We start from the raw sequence: 15,059 nt of genomic DNA, 5'->3' as shown, positions 1-15,059 counted from the left end.
TTCGGGGGTCTCGAAGGGACGGTGTGCGATGCGACGACGGTGGTTGGCAGCCGTCGCGATCACGATGGCTGGCCTGCTCGGAGTGACCGCCTGTGGCGGTGGGAACACACCCGCAGGCCAGGCCACCGATGGCGCTACGAAGGCTGCGTCGAGCGACGTCGAGGTCTTCTCCTGGTGGACCGGGCCCGGTGAGGCCGACGGTCTGGCGGCGATGCGGAAGATATTTGAAACCCAGAACCCCAACCTGAAGTTCCTGGACGCCGCGGTCGCGGGCGGTTCGGGGGACAAGGCGAAGGCTCTGCTCCAGACCAAGCTGCAGGGCGGTGAGCCGCCGGACTCCTTCCAGGGTCACGCGGGCGCCGAGTTGCAGGGCTACATCAAGGCCGGGCAGCTGGAGGACCTCACCTCGCTGTATGACGAGCTGAAGCTCAAGGACGTCTACCCGGCCCAGCTGGTCGAGCAGATCAGCGTGGACGGCAAGATCTACTCGGTGCCGGTGAACATCCACCGCTCCAACGTGCTGTGGTTCAACCCGGCGGTCCTGAAGGAGGCCGGGGTCGCGGGCGCGCCGAAGACGATCGAGGACTTCATCGCCGCGCTGGGCAAGGTCAAGGCCAAGGGCAAGATCCCGCTCTCGATCGGTTCGGAGTGGACGGTCACCCACCTGCTGGAGAACGTCATGCTCGGCTCGCTGGGCACCGACGGCTACAACGCGCTCTTCAAGCCGGGCGCCAACTGGGCCGCCCCCGAGGTGACCAAGGCGCTGGAGAACTTCAAGACGATCATGTCGTTCGCCGGTGACCCGCAGGACGACTGGCAGCCCGCCGCCAAGCAGGTGGCCGACGGCCAGGCGGCGTTCAACATCATGGGCGACTGGGCCTACGGCTACTTCCACAACCCGCCGGACGGCGGCCTCGGCAAGACGTCGAAGACCGACTTCGACTGGGCGCCCGCGCCCGGTACCGAGGGCACCTACCTGTGGTTGTCGGACAGCTTCACCCTGCCCAAGGGCGCCAAGAACCGTGAGGGCGCGCTCGCGTGGCTGAAGGTGGCGGCCAGCAAGGAGGGCCAGGACGCCTTCAACCCGAAGAAGGGCTCCATCCCGGCCCGCAAGGACGCCGACGCCGCCTTGTACACCGACTACCTCGGTGACGCGCTGAAGGACTGGTCGGGCAACAAGCTGGCCGGCTCCGTCCAGCACGGCGTGGCGGTCAGCCAGCCGTGGCTCACGGCGATCAACGAGCAGGTCGGCCTCTACCTGGGCAAGCAGGACGTGGCAGCGCTGCAGAAGGGTCTGGCCGACGCGGCCATGGCCAACGCGCAGTGACATCAGAGGGGGTACGGCCGGGCCGTACCCCCTTTGGAAAGGACTGGTTGTGAGACGGGCACGCACCTGGCTGCCTGGGCTCCTCCTCGTGGCGCCGTCCATCGTGGCGATCGGCGTCTTCGTGTACGGCATGCTCGGCTGGAACGTCCAGCTGGCCATGACGGACAAGCACAGCGAGGTGGCCGAGGGGAACTTCGTCGGGCTGAAGAACTTCATCGACATCTGGGACCTGGAGAGGTGGCACCTCTCGGTCAACCACGCGATCCTGTTCACGGTCGTGTTCGTGCTGGGCGCGCTGCTGCTCGGCTGGTTCCTGGCCTTCCTCATGGAGAAGGGGATCAGGGGCGAGGGCACGTTCCGGGCGATCTACCTGTTCCCGATGGCGATCTCGTTCGTGGCGACCGGCATCGTGTGGCGGTGGCTCATGAACTCGGGCACCGGGGAGCGGGCGGTCGGCCTGAACCGGTTGTTCGACACGATCGGGTTGCCGCAGTGGGCGTGGTTCCGTGACCCGGACTGGGGGATGGCCGCGATGGCGATCCCCGCCATCTGGCAGATGTCCGGATATGTCATGGCACTCTTCCTGGCGGGCTTCCGCGGCGTGCCCGAGGAACTGCGCGAGGCCGCCCGGGTGGACGGCTGCACCGAGTGGGGCGTCTACCGGCACATCGTGCTGCCGCTGCTGCGCCCCGTCACGCTGTCGGCGCTGATCATCCTCGGGCACATCTCGCTCAAGGTCTTCGACCTGATCGTGGCGGTGTCCGGCAAGCAGATCATCACCGACGTGCCCGCGGTCTTCATGTGGGTGGCGGTCTTCGACTCCCAGGACCCGGCCAAGGGCGCCACCATCGCCACGTACATCGTGCTCAGCGTTGCGATCTTCGTGATCCCCTACCTCATCTGGACCGTACGGAAGGACAGGCGTTCATGAAGGCCGTGCGCCTGACCCTTCTGCTCGCCTTCGTGGTGGTCTTCCTCATCCCGATCTACGTCCTGCTGGCGACCAGCTTCAAGCCGCTCACCGAGGCGGACCCGTCACAGGCGTGGGCCCTGCCCCAGACCTGGACGCTGGAGCCCTGGCGGGTGGCGTGGGAGAAGCTGGCCCCCGGCATCTGGAACAGCGTGCTCCTCGCGGTGCCCGGCTCGCTGCTGTCGTGCGCGCTGGGCTCCATGAACGGCTACGTGCTGTCCAAGTGGCGCTTCCCCGGCGCGGACCTGCTGTTCACGCTGTTCCTGTTCGGCATGTTCATCCCCTACCAGGGTGTGATGATCCCGCTGGTCGAGCTGCTGGTGGGTCTCAACGACCTCTTCGGCGTCCAGGGCGTCTTCTACGGCGGCCTGCCGGGGCTGATCCTCGCCCACGTGGTCTACGGCATCCCGATCTGCACGCTGATCTTCCGCAACTACTACGTCACCATCCCCGACGAGCTCATCGAGGCCTCCCGGGTGGACGGCGCGGGCATGCTGCGCACCTACTGGTCGGTCGTGCTGCCCGTCTCGGGCCCGGCCATCGCCGTGGTGATCATCTGGCAGTTCACCTCGTTGTGGAACGACTTCCTGTTCGCCGTGTTCATCACCGGGCCCAGGAGCTGGCCGACGACCGTCATGCTCAACAACATCGCCGGGGCGCAGGCCACGCCGTACAGCCAGCAGATGGCGGCGGCGATCCTGGCCTCGATCCCGACGATGATCATCTATGTCCTGCTCGGCCGCTTCTTCATGCGCGGGCTGATGGCGGGCGCGCTCAAGGGCTGAGCAGCTCCGGGTTGGCCAGGTGGGCCAGCGGCTCGCCGCGCGTGTAGCGGCCGACCTCCTCGGCGGCGATGCGCGCGGCGTTGGCCGCCGTCTGCTTGCTGCCGCCGGCCAGGTGCGGGGTCATCACCAGGTTGGGCGTGGTGAGCAGGCGCGAGCCGGCCGGGATGGGCTCCTCGGGGAAGACGTCCAGCGCCGCGCCGAACAGGTGGCCGGACTCCAGCGCGTCGCACAGCGCGTCGTAGTCCAGCAGGGAGCCGCGGGCGGAGTTGACCACGACCGAGCCGCGCGGCAGGGCGGCCAGCTCGGCGGCGCCGATCATCGCGTCGGTCTCGGGGGTGGCGCGGGCGTGCAGCGACAGGAACCGCGAGCGGGCCAGCAGCTCGGGCAGCTCCACCGACTCCTCCAGCTCCACGTACGGGTCGTGCACCAGCACCTCGGCCCCGAACCCGCGCAGCATGCGGGCCACGCGGCTGCCGATCGCGCCGTACCCGACCAGGCCGACCGTGCTGCCCTCCAGCTCGGGGCCGACGTTGTCGTAGACGTAGTAGTCGCCGCGCCAGACGCCCGCGGCCAGGTCGGCGTGCGTCTGCGGGATGCGGCGGGTGGCCGCGAGCAGCAGCGCCACCGTGTGCTCGGCGGTGGCCACCGCGTTGCGGCCGGGCGCGAACGTCACCGCGACGCCCGCCTTCGTGGCGGCGGCCAGGTTGGCGTTGACCGGACCGCCGCGGGTGACGCAGAACAGCCTGAGGTCCTTGGCCTCGGCCAGCACCCGTTCGGTCAGCGGCGCCATCTGCGTGACGCAGACCTCGACCCCGCGCAGCGCCTCGATCAGCGAGTCCTCGACGTCGGAGGCCTCCCGCACCTCGCCCACGGGGCCGAACGGCACCACCGGCCAGGGCAGCGTCAGCTCCCCGACCGCCAGTCCCGAGGGCACCTCGCGGCGCATGGCCGCCACGAGCAGGCGGTTGAGTACGAAGTGATCGCCGGCGGCGAGCACACGGACAGTCACGTGCGGCTCCAGGAAGTAGGTGCGTTATAGCGGAGGATCGCGCCCTTGAGGTCGATCTCCGTGATCGCGCAGTTGTCCAGCCTCGGAAAGGCCCTTCTGTAGGCGCCCAGCGGCAGGCCGACCAGCGCGCACAGCGCCAGCCTGATCGCGGTGGTGTGGGCGACGACCAGCACCCGGCCGGGCGGGATCTCCCGCAGGCAGGCGAGGAAACGCCTGGCCGCCGCGGCCGGATCCTCCCCGCCGGGCAGCGGGTTGGCGGCCGGGTCGGCCTCGAAGGCCGCGCGGGCCTCGGGAAAGCGCTCCCGCATCTCGGCCGCGGTCAGGCCGTCGCCCTGGCCGAAGTCGAGCTCGCGCAGCCGTTCGTCCACGTGCAGCGGCACCCCGGCGGCCGTCGCGCTCGCCGCGGCGGTGATCTTCGCGCGGCTGAGCGTGGACGCCCACACGGCGCTCAGGTCCGCGTCCTTCGCCCAGGCGGCCAGCTCGCGCGCCTGCTCCTCGCCGCGCGGGGTCAGCGCGACGTCGCTGAGCCCCGCGTAGCGGTTGCCGTCGTGCCAGATGGTCTCGCCGTGCCTGGCCAGCAGCAGGGTCATGCTCGTGTCCTCTCCGTCGCGTGGCGGGCCACCCGCTCGTCGAGCCAGCCCCGGGCGCGCAGCTCCTCCACGAATCGCAGGTACGGCTCCGCGTCGCGGGGCCGCGGCTCGACGATCTCCCTGGTCCTGGCCAGATCGGCGGAGGCGGCCAGGGCGGCCATGCCGAGGGCGGGCTCGGCGGTCTCGCGCAGCGTCACCGGGCGGCCGAGCACGTCGGCGCGCAACTGGTTGCCGTAGGCGCTCCTGGTGGCGCCGCCGGTCAGGATGATCTCGCCGTCCACGGGGGCGCCGAGCAGGTCGAGGTAGTCGAAGCAGAGCCGTTCGACGTAGGCCGCGCCGCGCAGGATCGCCATGTAGGTCTCGACGTCGTCGGCGGGAGTGCCGAGGGTGAAGGAGCGGGCGTCCGCGGCGGCGAAGGGGAAGCGCTCTCCCGGCGAGACCAACGGGTAGATCACCGACGGAACCGACCGTCCCGCACGCCCCTGGTTCCCGCTCCACCGGCCCGAGCCCTCCAGGCCGGAGCCCTCGCGGTCCGCGCTCCCGCGGCCCGCGCGTGCGTGGTCCCCGCTCTTGCGGCCCGTGCGCTCCCGGTCCGTGCTCCTGCGGGTGGCATGGTCGCGGATGGTGGCCTCGCGGCTGAGGGCGGTGAGGTCGCGGCCGGGCAGCGCCGCGGACAGGACGCCGGTGCCGGTGCTGGAGGCGCCGCCGGGCAGCCAGGAGCCGTCCGGGGCCCGGTGGGAGTAGACGACGCCGAGCGGGTCGTGGATCAGGTCGCGGGTGACGCCCTTGAGCACGAGCGTGGTGCCGAGCACCGAGTTCCAGGAGCCCACCCGGATCGCGCCCGCGCCGAGCTGGGCCGCGCAGCCGTCGGTGGTACCGGCCAGGATCGGGGTGCCTTCCGGCAGGCCGGTCTCGCGTGCGGCCCGCGCGCACACGCTCCCGATCCGCGCCCCCGGCCGCACCACCGGGGGCAGCACGTCCGGCGGCACCCCGAGCGCGTCCATGACCGCCGTCGGCCAGTCCTCGGCGATGAGGTCCACGCCGGTCTTCAGCGCGTTGCTCAGGTCGGTGGCCACCGGCTCGCCCGCCAGGCGGCGGGTGACGAAGTCGCTCTGGTGCGCCAGCCGGACGCCGGGCCCGGCCGAGCGCAGCAGCCACAGCAGCTTGGGCAGCGCCCAGTTGGCCTGCATCCGCTGATACCCCAGCCGCGCCCACACCTGCCCGCCCACGTCGTTGACCCGGTCGAGCTCCGCGGCCGCGCGCCGGTCGTCGTACATGAGCGCCGGTGTGACCGGTGCGCCGTCCTTGGTGGTGAGCAGGATCGTTCCAGAGGTGGCGTCCACGGCCACGCCCGCGACCCGCGCGGGCTCCACGTTCGCGAGCGCCTCGGCGCAGGCGGCGGCGAGCTGATCCCACCACCGCTCGGGGTCCTGCTCGTGCCGGTCCCCGTCGCGGCGGCTGGTCAGCGGGCGCGCGGCCGTGCCGAGCACCTCGCCGTCACCGGTGACGGCCATGGCGCGCACGCTCTGCGTCCCGAGATCGATCCCGACCCAGACACTCATGTACGGCTCCGCAACTCCGCCAGCAACGGCCATGTGGACGAGGCGGCCTCCCGCAAGGCCATGAAGTCCTGAAATTTCATGATTGAGCCGGTTGGGTGAACGGGGCGGCCGGGCCGTACATGCTGGGCCGCGGCGTGTGCCGTCGACGGCGCGGCACCCGTGGCGACCAGCCCGACCAGGAACGCGCCCCGCGCGCCCGCCTCCGCGTCGGCGGAGCGGAGCACGGGCAGCCCGGTCGTGTCCGCGATCAGCCGCACCCACAGCGCGCTGGCCGCCCCGCCCCCGCAGACCCGCAGCTCGTGCGGCGAGCCACCGGCGGCGGCCAGGCAGTCGGCGATGACCAGGGCCAGTCCTTCGAGCACGGCTCTGGCGACGTGTTCGCGGCCGTGTTCCAGCGACAGGCCGAGGAAGGAGCCCCGGGCCTGCGGGTCGACGAAGGGAGAGCGCTCACCGGCGGGCGAGAGGTAGGGCAGGAACGCCAGCCCGCCCGCGCCGGGCGCGCCGCGGGCGGCGAGGTCGGCCAGCTCGGCGGGACCGCTGAGGCCCAGCAGGCGGCAGGCCCAGTGGATCACCTCGGTGCCGGCGAACGTGGGCATCGCCCGCAGGTAGGAGGAGCCGAGCGCGACGGTGATGCCTGCTGGCTCACCGCCCAGCGAGGGACGGTCCACGACGATCTCGGTGCACAGGGTGGTGCCCAGGATCGCGCAGGCCTGCCCGTCGGCCACCGCGCCCGCGCCGAGCGCGGTGGCGGCGATGTCGTAGGGCGCGAGGACGACCGGGGTGCCCTTGGGCAGGCCGACCTGCTCGGCGGCGGCGCGGGTGAGCGGCTCGGCCCGGTCGGTCAGGCGCAGTTCGGGCAGCAGCCGTCCGGCGTGCTCTAGGCCGTACAGCGTGAGGAGCTCGGCGGAGTAGCTCCCGGCGAGCAGGTCGGTGAAGGCGGAGTAGTCGGTGGCCAGGTGCCCGGTGAGCTTGGCGAACAGCCAGCCGCCGCAGTTGAGCACCGACGAGGAGCGGGCCAGGCGGTCCGGGTCGTGGGCGGAGAGCCAGGCGAGGATCGCGCTCGGCAGCCCGGAGGCCGGGGCGGAGCCGTTGACGCGGAAGGCCCGCTCGGAGACGCCGCTACGGTTCCATTCGCCGACGATCCCGGCGGCCCTGGCGTCGTTCCACAGGATGGCCGGGCCCGTGGGGGCGCCGTCCCGGCCGACCGGCCAGCAGCCGTCGCCCTGGGCGGTGAGCGCCAGGAAGTCCACCGGGCCGAGTTCGGCCGCAACCTCGGCGACCACGGCGGCGACCGCCGTCCAGACCGCGTCCATGTCCTGCTCGGCGTGGCCGGGGGCGGGTCGGGAGACGGCCACGGAACGGCGGGCCACGGCGGACTCGGTCCCGTCGGAGGTGTAGCCGACCGCCTTGATCACCGTGGTCCCGGCGTCGACGCAGATGGCCGCCATCACGCCCTGCCGTGGGAGGTACGCGACCTGCGCGCGACCGAGTCCACGATCACGGCGAGCAGGAGGACGGCCCCGGTGACCATGAAGCGGATCGAGGAGTCGAGGTTCAGCAGGGTCAGGCCGCTGGAGATGGACTGGATGACGACGATGCCGAGCAGCGCGCCGAAGGCGGTGCCGCGTCCGCCGAACAGGCTGGTGCCGCCGATCACCGCGGCGGCGATCGCGTTGAGGTTGACGTCGCCGGTGCCGCTGCTCTGGTTGGCGGCGGCGAGCCTGGAGGCCATGAGGATGCCGCCGACCGCGGCGAACGTGCTGCACAGCACGAACACCGAGGTGTAGGTGGCCTTCACGTTGATCGCGGCGCGCCGGGCGGCCTCGACGTTGCCGCCGACCGCGTAGACGGACTTGCCCCACTTCGTCCGGGCGAGCAGGTAGTGCATGACCAGCACCATCGCCACGAACAGGACGAACATCCAGCCGACGCCGCGGGCCTGGTTGAGGTACCAGACCACGGCGCCGAGGCCGATCAGCAGCGCTCCGCTGCGCACCAGCAGCCCGGTCAGGCCCCGGGCGGGCAGCCCGGCGTCGCGCCTGGCGCGGGCGTGCAGGAAGCCCGAGACGAACAGCCACCCGGCGGCCACGGCCACGAGCACGTAGGCCAGCCACGGCGGCACGAAGCTGAGCTGGGCGAAGTTCACCAGTCCCGACTCGAAGGGCAGGTTGATCGCGCCCTTGCCGCGCAGCACCCACAGTTGCAGCCCGAGGAAGGCCAGCAGCCCGGCGAGCGTGATGACGAAGCTCGGGACGCCGAAGCGGTTGAACAACTGGGCGTACAGGTAACCGATGAGCGCGCCCAGCGCCATCGCGGCCAGGATCGCGACCACGACCGGCAGGCCGCGGTCGACGAAGAGCACCGCGAGCACCGCGCCGGACAGGCCGCTGACCGAGCCGACGGACAGGTCGATCTGCCCCACCAGCAGGACGCACACGATGCCCAGCGCCATGATCCCGACCGGGGCCGAGTCCATGGCCAGGTCGACCAGGTTGCGGCTGGACAGGAAGACCGGGTTGAGGATCTGGAAGACCGTCCAGATCACCACCAGCCCGACGACGACCGGGATCACGCCCAGGTCGCCGCCGCGTACGTTCTCCACGGTGCCTTTGAGCCGCTGCTTCCGCAGGGTTGTGGTCATGAGCGCGCCGCCCTTCTGCTCACCACGTTGTCGCTCGCTCCGGTGATGGCGGCGACGATCTCCTCGGCCGAGACCTCGGCGGCGTCGAACACGCCGTTGTTGCGCCCGAGTCTCAGCACCGCGACCGTGTCGGCCACCGCCTTCACGTCGGCCATGTTGTGGCTGATCATGATGACGCCCAGGTCGTTCTCCCTGAGCCGCTCGACGAGGTTGAGCACCTCGGCGGTCTGGGCCACGCCCAGCGCGGCGGTCGGCTCGTCCAGGATGATGACCTTCGGCTCGCCGAGCAGCGAGCGGGCGATGGCCACGGTCTGGCGCTGGCCGCCGGAGAGCCCGGCGACCGGCGCGCGCAGGTTGGGGATCTTCGCCGACAGCTGCTTGAGCAGGTCGTGCGAGCGGGTCTCCATGGCCACGTCGTCGAGCCGGAGCGGGCGGATCTCCTGGCCGAGGAAGAGGTTCTCGATCACGTTGAGGTTCTCGCAGAGCGCCAGGTCCTGGAAGACGGTGGCGATGCCGAGCCGCTGGGCCGCGGCGGGGGTGGGGATCGCCGTCTGCCCGCCGTCGAAGGTGATCGTCCCGCCGTCCTGCGGGTGGACGCCCGACAGGACCTTGACCAGGGTGGACTTGCCCGCGCCGTTGTCGCCGACCACCGCGACGACCTCGCCGGCGCGCACGTCCAGGTCGACGTCGGTGAGCGCGGCGACCGCGCCGAAGGTCTTGGTGATCCCGCGCAGGGAGAGGATCGGGGGCATGGTTACTTGATGCCCAGCTCGGCGCAGCCCGCCGCGTACTCGCCCTTGCAGGCGTCGGCCGCCTTCATCAGCCCGCTGTCGAAGAGCACTTCCTTGATGTTCTCCTTGGTGACCACGGTCGGTACGAACAGCTCCGACGGCGTGTTGTAGAGCGTGGCCTTGCCCGCGGGCTTCTTGCCCTGCATGAACTCCCACGCCACCACGGCGGACGCCTCGGCGACGATCTTGATGGGCTTGGAGATCGTGTTGTACTGGTCGCCGGCGATGATGCGCTGGGCGGCGGCGAGTTCGGCGTCGTTGCCGGTGATCGGCGGCACCTTCACCCCGGCGGCCTTGAACGCGGCGATCGCACCGCCGCCGGTGCCGTCGTTGGCGGCCACCACGCCGGCGATGTCGTCGCGGAACTGGCTGATCTGACCGGCCACCCACTGCTGGGCCTTCTCCGGCTGCCAGTCGGGGGTGTCGTACTCGGCCAGCAGCTTGAAGCCGCTCGGGTCGATCGCGCTGTGGATGCCCTTCTTGATCAGGCCCGCCGCGGCGTCCGTGGGGGAGCCGTTGACCTGGAGCAGGCCGCCCTTCGCGTTCTCCTTCTTGAGGTGGTCGACGAGCGACTGCGCGATCATCGAGCCGATCTTCTCGTTGTCGAAGGAGATGTAGTAGTCGGCGGGGGTGGCCGGGATGGGCCGGTCGTAGGCGATGACCGCGATCTGCTGCGACTGCGCGGACTTCACGATGGAGGCCGCGGCGGCCGAGTCGACCGGGTCGAGCACGATGGCCTTGACCCCCTGGGCCATGGCCGAGTTGGCCTGTTGCTGCTGCTTGGAGGCGTCGGAGTCGGCGTTCTGGTAAATCACCTCGCAGCTCGGGCAGAGCTGCTTCATCTTGGCCTTGAACAGCGGGGAGTCGGCCTGCTCGTACCTGGTCGAAGCCAGGTCGGGCATGAGGAAGGCGACCTTCGCGCCTTCCGTGGAGCCCGTGCCCCCGGTGGTTGTGGCACTCCCGCACCCGGCGAGCAACGCCACCGCCAATGCGGCCGTCAGGGTTGTCTTCACGGCGACCTCCGTCCTGTGGTGCGCATCACGCTAACGCGACCACAGAACAGATGTCCAGAGCAAAATTTCTACGAGATGGTAAGGATGCTCTCCGCGGTCGTCGCGTCGGTGACCAGCCGGTTGAAGTAGCCGCCCTTGGCCGCGGCCACGATCGCGGCCGCTTTCTCGGTGCCGACGGCCACCGCGATCGAGTGGGGGATGCGCCGCAGTTCCTCGGCGCTCGTGGCCACCAGCCGCTCGCTGCCGGAGTAGCCCACGGGCTCGCCGTCGCGGTCGTAGAAGCGCGAGCACACGTCGCCGACGGCCTGGTTCAGGCTGGGCGCCTCACGCGGGACGAACGCGGGCACGACCTGGCGCATCAGCGGCGCCGAGCCGACGCCCATGATGGCGCACTTGGCCCGCGCCCACAGGTCCATGACCCGGCGCACGGACGGCTCGTGCTGCAGCGAGTAGAACAGTTCCGGTCCCGGCAGCGCGGGCGCGTACAGGTAGCTGGGCACCCCGCCAAGGCCCTCGGCCAGGATGCGGGTGGTCTCGTTGGTCTGGAACCAGGGCTGCGGCTCCTCCTGCCCGCCGACGGCCGGCGCGACCGTGACGCCGGGGAACCGGCCCAGCCCCTCGCGGGCACACTCGTAGACGGTGCTGCCCGAGGAGACGAGCACCACGTCGCCCGGCTCCAGCCCCGTGTCGGCCAGCGCGCGGGCCAGGCCCGGCGCCAGCCACGGCCCGAGCTTCGGCCCGCTCACCTTGGGCACCAGGTAGACGCGCTGGATGCCCAGGAAGCCGGCCAGTTCGGCGGCCAGGCGCCCGTCCTCCAGCGTCTCCGGCCGGTGCACGCGGATCTCGACGATGCCCTGCTTGCGGGCCTCGGTCAGTAAACGGCTGACGGTGGCCCTGCTCACGCCCAGGCTGGCGGCGATCTCGGCCTGGGTGGCGTCCTCCAGGTAGTACTGCTTGGCCGCGGTGTACATCAGCTGGTGCGGGAAACGCGCTTCGGTCTCGGGATTCATGCGCGTGCTCCCTTGAACACTTGTGCTGAACGGATGATCTCGACTATACCTGTCCCTGCACCAGGGCGTCGCCGAGCGCGGTGCGAGTGTAAAGGACCTTGCGTCCGGTTCGTGTGCCCGACACCAGCCCGGCCCGGCGCAGCGCCGCCAGGTGCCCGCCCGTCGTGCCCGCGCTGTGCCCGAACAACGCCGCCAGGTGCGTCGTCGTCGCCGGCGCCGCCAGCTCGGTCAGGATGCGGGCGCGGGTGCGCCCGACGAGCCCGGCCAGCCCGCCCGGCGTGACGGCCGTGCCCGCCATGATCCCGCGCGCGGGATAGGTCAGCGCGTACGGCCACGCCTCCTCCAGATACAACCCCAGCCCCGTCGTGAACACCGACGGCAGGAACAGCAGCCCCTTGCCGCCCAGCCGGTGATCCCCGCCCACGGTGTCGCGCAGCCGTACCTCGATGTGCCCGGCGGGGTCCCAGCGCACCTGCGAGCTGAGGTCCTCCAGCGCCGCCGCCCAGCCGTAGGCGGCCAGCCGCCCCGCCCGCTGCACGACGTCCCGCTCCAGCACCGCGTGGAAGAACGGCCAGCTCTTGGAGACGATCTCCGCCCACAGCGCCTCGTACGCGTCGGCCAGCAGCGTGACCACGTCCGGGCCGAAGAGCATCTCGCGGACGGCCCCGGGAACCGCCGGCCGGTGCGCCGAGCGCCGCCCGGCCAGCGCCCGGTCGATCTCCGCGTGCGCCTGGGCGACCGGGGTGGCCCGCATGGCCGTCAGTTCCCGCTCGAACGGCACGTTCACGCCGGTCGGCGGCGGGGCCAGGAAGTCCACGTTGTCCGAGCCCCTGTTGCCGGAGATCACCGCCGCCGCGCGCAGCGCCGGGTGCCGCCTTTCCAGCTCCCGGTAGTGCTCGCGCCAGCGCCGCGTCCAGTTGACGTGCACCCCCGCCTCGGTACGGCCGTCGAGCACCCACTGCGCGTGCATGGTCTCGACCAGCGGCGAGATCGCGAACCTGCTGGCCACCACGTCCTGCGGGGTGACTTCGACCCTGAACACCTTTCGGTTATATCCGAAAGTTTGGCCTTCGCGGGAGACCGCGGCCCAGCATCGTGACGACCGGCGGCTCCGAACCTCCCTCCGGAGCCGCCCTTCCTCTTTCCGCAAGGACGCAAGGAGTTGAGTTGTCCCAGACGAGTGAGCGCGGCGCCACCTTCGGCGAGGTCTTCGCCGTGCGGGAGTTCCGGGTGCTGTTCGGCAGCTTCGCGCTGCTGATCGCCGGTGACTCGATCAAGATGCTGGCGTTGTCGGTGCTCGTCTACGCCCAGAGCGGCTCGCCCGGCCTGTCGGCGGCGGCCTACATGGCGGGCTGGCTGCCCTACATCTTCGGCGGCATGTTCCTGCTGTCGCTGGCCGACCGGCTGCCGCCGCGGGCGCTGATGATCGCCGGCGAGCTGGTCAGGATGGTCGTCTGCCTCCTGCTGGCCTTCGCCGGGCTGCCGGTGTGGGCGATGCTCGCGCTGGTGCTGGTGACCGGGCTGTTCTCACCGGTGTTCGGGGCGGCGCGCAGCGCGATGCTGCCCGACGTGCTGCCTGGTGACGCGTTCGTGCTGGCCAGGTCGCTGATGGGAGTGACCTCCGCCGGGGCCCAGGTCGGCGGGCTGGCGCTGGGCGGGGCGTTCCTCGCCTGGACCGGGGCGCACGGGGCGCTGGCGGTGACCGCCGTCCTCTCGCTGGCGGCCGCGCTGGTGCTGCGGTTCGGCCTGCCGTACCGGGAGGCCCGGCGGGACGGGGAGCGGGGAGCGGTGCGCACCACGCTGCGGGTGAACAGGGAACTGCTCGCCGACCGGCGCGTACGCGGGCTGCTGCTGGCCGGATGGCTGCCGGTGCTGTGCCTGGCCGGGCCGGAGGCGATGATCGTGCCGTACATGGGCGGGCAGGGGGAGGCGGGCGTGGTGCTCGCCGCGGCGGCGGTGGGCATGGCGGTGGGGGAGTTCACCGTGGGGCGCTTCGCCGCGCCGTCCCTGCGTGAACGGCTGTCGCTGCCGCTCGCGGTGCTGCTCGGCGTGCCCTGGTTGTTCTTCGCCCTGGAGCCGGGAATGGTGTGGGCGGCGGTGCTGTCGGCGTGCGCGGCGGCCGGGCTGGCCTACCAGCTCGGGCTGCAGCGGCGCTTCCTGGAGGCGGTGCCCGAGCACGTGCGCGGGCAGGCGTTCGGCCTGCAGTCGGCGGGGCTGATGACCGGGCAGGCGGCGGGGGCGGCGATCGTGGGCGGCGTGGGCGAGCTGACCGGCCCGCCGGCGGCCATGGTCATCGGTGGCGCGGCCGGGGTCGTGGTGGCGCTGGTCCTGTTCAGGCAGCTGAGGGGGCCTGCTCGCCCGATCCGCGGGCGATGAGCCGTACCGGGAGCTGGAGATGCTGCGCGGGGCCGCGATCACCGGCCAGGCGGCGGAACAGCAGCTCGGAGGCCACCCGGCCGAGCCCTGCCGGGTCCTGGGCGACCACGGTGACGCCCGGCGTGAGCAGGTCGGCCAGTTCGAAGTCGTCGAAGCCGACCAGCGCGAGCGGCCGCCCGCGCAGCGCCCTGAGCGTGGTGACGGTCAGCCGGCCGTTGCCGGTGAACAGCGCGGTCGGCGGGTCGGGCAGGCCGAGCATGCGCTCCAGGTCGGCGACGGTGCCGGCCAGGTCGGGGGCGCGCATCGAGACCAGCGCCGGGTCGGACGACCCGCCCAGCGCCGCGCGGTAGCCCTTCAACCGCTCGGCCGCGGTGAAGATGGACGGGCTGTCGCCGAGGAAGGCGATCCGCCGGTGCCCCGCCTTCCGCAGGTGCGCGACGGCCAGCCGGGCGCCGCCCTCGTTGTCGCACAGCACGGTGTCCACGTCGATCTCGGGGCCGGGCGGCCGGTCCACGAAGACCGCGGGCGTGCCGGCGTCGAGCTCGGGCCGCAGGTACGAATGGTCGTCACCGGCCGGGACCACGATCAGCCCGTCCACGCGGCGCGCGCAGAACGTGCGGACCAGTTCCCGCTCGCGCTCCGGGTTCTCGCCGGAGGAGCCGCTCAGCAGCAGGCAGCCGTGGGCGATCGCGACCTGCTCGACGGCGCGGCCGAGACCCGAGTAGAAGGGGTCGGAGATGTCCTCGATGACCAGGCCGACCGTGGAGGTGCGGCCCTGGCGCAGGACTCTGGCGCTCTCGTTGCGGCTGTAGCCGAGCGCGTCGATGGCCGCGCGCACCCGCTCGGCGGTGGCCGGGTTCACGCCGGGTTCGCCGTTGACCACCCGCGATACAGTCTTCAGCGCGACTCCGGCGGCCGAGGCGACGTCCTTCATCGTCGGTCTCACGATGCGATCATTTCTCAAGCGACACCCCTAGACAACGTT

The 15,059-nt window shown here is 71.7% G+C and carries 14 protein-coding genes; 4 read left to right on the top strand and 10 right to left on the bottom strand.

Annotation, left to right across the window (positions count from 1 at the left end):
• The first annotated feature begins 28 nt into the window (after positions 1–28).
• From ACFWY5_RS01970 to ACFWY5_RS01960, 3 genes are read left to right on the top strand one after another with little or no spacing between them, the layout of a single operon-like run.
• A complete protein-coding gene (locus ACFWY5_RS01970; protein ID WP_379612434.1) occupies positions 29–1,327 on the top strand; it encodes an ABC transporter substrate-binding protein in 1,299 nt (432 codons plus the stop codon).
• A 49-nt stretch (positions 1,328–1,376) separates the two neighbouring features.
• Entirely contained in the window at positions 1,377–2,258 is an 882-nt protein-coding gene (locus tag ACFWY5_RS01965) for a carbohydrate ABC transporter permease (RefSeq protein WP_379612433.1), read from the top strand.
• Positions 2,255–3,082 carry a carbohydrate ABC transporter permease gene (locus tag ACFWY5_RS01960; protein ID WP_184960344.1) on the top strand — a complete coding sequence of 276 codons (828 nt, stop codon included), beginning with the start codon at positions 2,255–2,257 and terminating at the stop codon, positions 3,080–3,082. Before ACFWY5_RS01965 ends, ACFWY5_RS01960 begins: the two co-directional genes overlap by 4 nt.
• Here ACFWY5_RS01960 and ACFWY5_RS01955 read toward each other — a convergent pair.
• From ACFWY5_RS01955 to ACFWY5_RS01915, 9 genes are all read right to left on the bottom strand, one after another.
• Positions 3,072–4,091, bottom strand: coding sequence for a 2-hydroxyacid dehydrogenase (locus ACFWY5_RS01955; protein ID WP_379612432.1), 1,020 nt, complete (start codon positions 4,089–4,091; stop codon positions 3,072–3,074). The genes ACFWY5_RS01960 and ACFWY5_RS01955 overlap by 11 nt on opposite strands.
• On the bottom strand, positions 4,088–4,681 hold the full coding sequence (locus tag ACFWY5_RS01950) for a histidine phosphatase family protein (RefSeq protein WP_379630302.1): 594 nt from the start codon (positions 4,679–4,681) through the stop codon (positions 4,088–4,090). Before ACFWY5_RS01950 ends, ACFWY5_RS01955 begins: the two co-directional genes overlap by 4 nt.
• Positions 4,678–6,243: an FGGY-family carbohydrate kinase gene (locus ACFWY5_RS01945; RefSeq protein WP_379630301.1), complete on the bottom strand. Its 1,566-nt coding sequence runs from the start codon at positions 6,241–6,243 to the stop codon at positions 4,678–4,680. The genes ACFWY5_RS01950 and ACFWY5_RS01945 overlap by 4 nt, the downstream gene beginning before the upstream one ends.
• Entirely contained in the window at positions 6,240–7,691 is a 1,452-nt protein-coding gene (locus ACFWY5_RS01940) for an FGGY family carbohydrate kinase (RefSeq protein ID WP_379630300.1), read from the bottom strand. Before ACFWY5_RS01940 ends, ACFWY5_RS01945 begins: the two co-directional genes overlap by 4 nt.
• Positions 7,691–8,884, bottom strand: a complete 1,194-nt coding sequence (locus ACFWY5_RS01935) for a sugar ABC transporter permease (RefSeq protein WP_379612428.1) — start codon at positions 8,882–8,884, stop codon at positions 7,691–7,693. Before ACFWY5_RS01935 ends, ACFWY5_RS01940 begins: the two co-directional genes overlap by 1 nt.
• The gene (locus tag ACFWY5_RS01930; protein WP_379612427.1) at positions 8,881–9,636 is read right to left on the bottom strand and encodes an ATP-binding cassette domain-containing protein; all 756 of its coding nucleotides are present in this window, start codon (positions 9,634–9,636) and stop codon (positions 8,881–8,883) included. Before ACFWY5_RS01930 ends, ACFWY5_RS01935 begins: the two co-directional genes overlap by 4 nt.
• Before the next feature lie 2 nt (positions 9,637–9,638).
• Entirely contained in the window at positions 9,639–10,688 is a 1,050-nt protein-coding gene (locus ACFWY5_RS01925; protein WP_379612425.1) for a sugar ABC transporter substrate-binding protein, read from the bottom strand.
• A 68-nt stretch (positions 10,689–10,756) separates the two neighbouring features.
• Positions 10,757–11,698, bottom strand: coding sequence for a sugar-binding transcriptional regulator (locus ACFWY5_RS01920; protein ID WP_379612423.1), 942 nt, complete (start codon positions 11,696–11,698; stop codon positions 10,757–10,759).
• A 43-nt stretch (positions 11,699–11,741) separates the two neighbouring features.
• Positions 11,742–12,740, bottom strand: coding sequence for an ArsR family transcriptional regulator (locus ACFWY5_RS01915; protein ID WP_379630299.1), 999 nt, complete (start codon positions 12,738–12,740; stop codon positions 11,742–11,744).
• A gap of 125 nt (positions 12,741–12,865) precedes the next feature.
• Here ACFWY5_RS01915 and ACFWY5_RS01910 point away from each other — a divergent pair, with 125 nt between their 5' ends.
• Positions 12,866–14,074 (top strand): MFS transporter, encoded by a 1,209-nt coding sequence (locus ACFWY5_RS01910; RefSeq protein ID WP_379630298.1) that lies wholly within the window; start codon positions 12,866–12,868, stop codon positions 14,072–14,074.
• On the opposite strand, the gene ACFWY5_RS01905 is transcribed toward ACFWY5_RS01910, so the two are convergent.
• The gene (locus tag ACFWY5_RS01905) at positions 14,031–15,020 is read right to left on the bottom strand and encodes a LacI family DNA-binding transcriptional regulator (protein WP_379630297.1); all 990 of its coding nucleotides are present in this window, start codon (positions 15,018–15,020) and stop codon (positions 14,031–14,033) included. The genes ACFWY5_RS01910 and ACFWY5_RS01905 overlap by 44 nt on opposite strands.
• Between the last annotated feature and the right edge of the window lie 39 nt (positions 15,021–15,059).

This window comes from Nonomuraea sp. NPDC059007 (assembly GCF_042740555.1).
In the GTDB taxonomy this organism is placed as follows: Bacteria; Actinomycetota; Actinomycetes; order Streptosporangiales; family Streptosporangiaceae; genus Nonomuraea.
This window is presented reverse-complemented; position numbering and strand designations above follow the sequence as displayed.

Bases quoted from the DNA above. Each gene is read 5' to 3' on its own strand.
- ACFWY5_RS01950 (WP_379630302.1), bottom strand. From the start codon at position 4,681: ATGACCCTGCTGCTGGCCAGGCACGGCGAGACCATCTGGCACGACGGC.
- ACFWY5_RS01940 (WP_379630300.1), bottom strand. From the start codon at position 7,691: ATGGCGGCCATCTGCGTCGACGCCGGGACCACGGTGATCAAGGCGGTC.
- ACFWY5_RS01960 (WP_184960344.1), top strand. From the start codon at position 2,255: ATGAAGGCCGTGCGCCTGACCCTTCTGCTCGCCTTCGTGGTGGTCTTC.
- ACFWY5_RS01920 (WP_379612423.1), bottom strand. From the start codon at position 11,698: ATGAATCCCGAGACCGAAGCGCGTTTCCCGCACCAGCTGATGTACACC.
- ACFWY5_RS01970 (WP_379612434.1), top strand. From the start codon at position 29: ATGCGACGACGGTGGTTGGCAGCCGTCGCGATCACGATGGCTGGCCTG.
- ACFWY5_RS01930 (WP_379612427.1), bottom strand. From the start codon at position 9,636: ATGCCCCCGATCCTCTCCCTGCGCGGGATCACCAAGACCTTCGGCGCG.
- ACFWY5_RS01945 (WP_379630301.1), bottom strand. From the start codon at position 6,243: ATGAGTGTCTGGGTCGGGATCGATCTCGGGACGCAGAGCGTGCGCGCC.
- ACFWY5_RS01935 (WP_379612428.1), bottom strand. From the start codon at position 8,884: ATGACCACAACCCTGCGGAAGCAGCGGCTCAAAGGCACCGTGGAGAAC.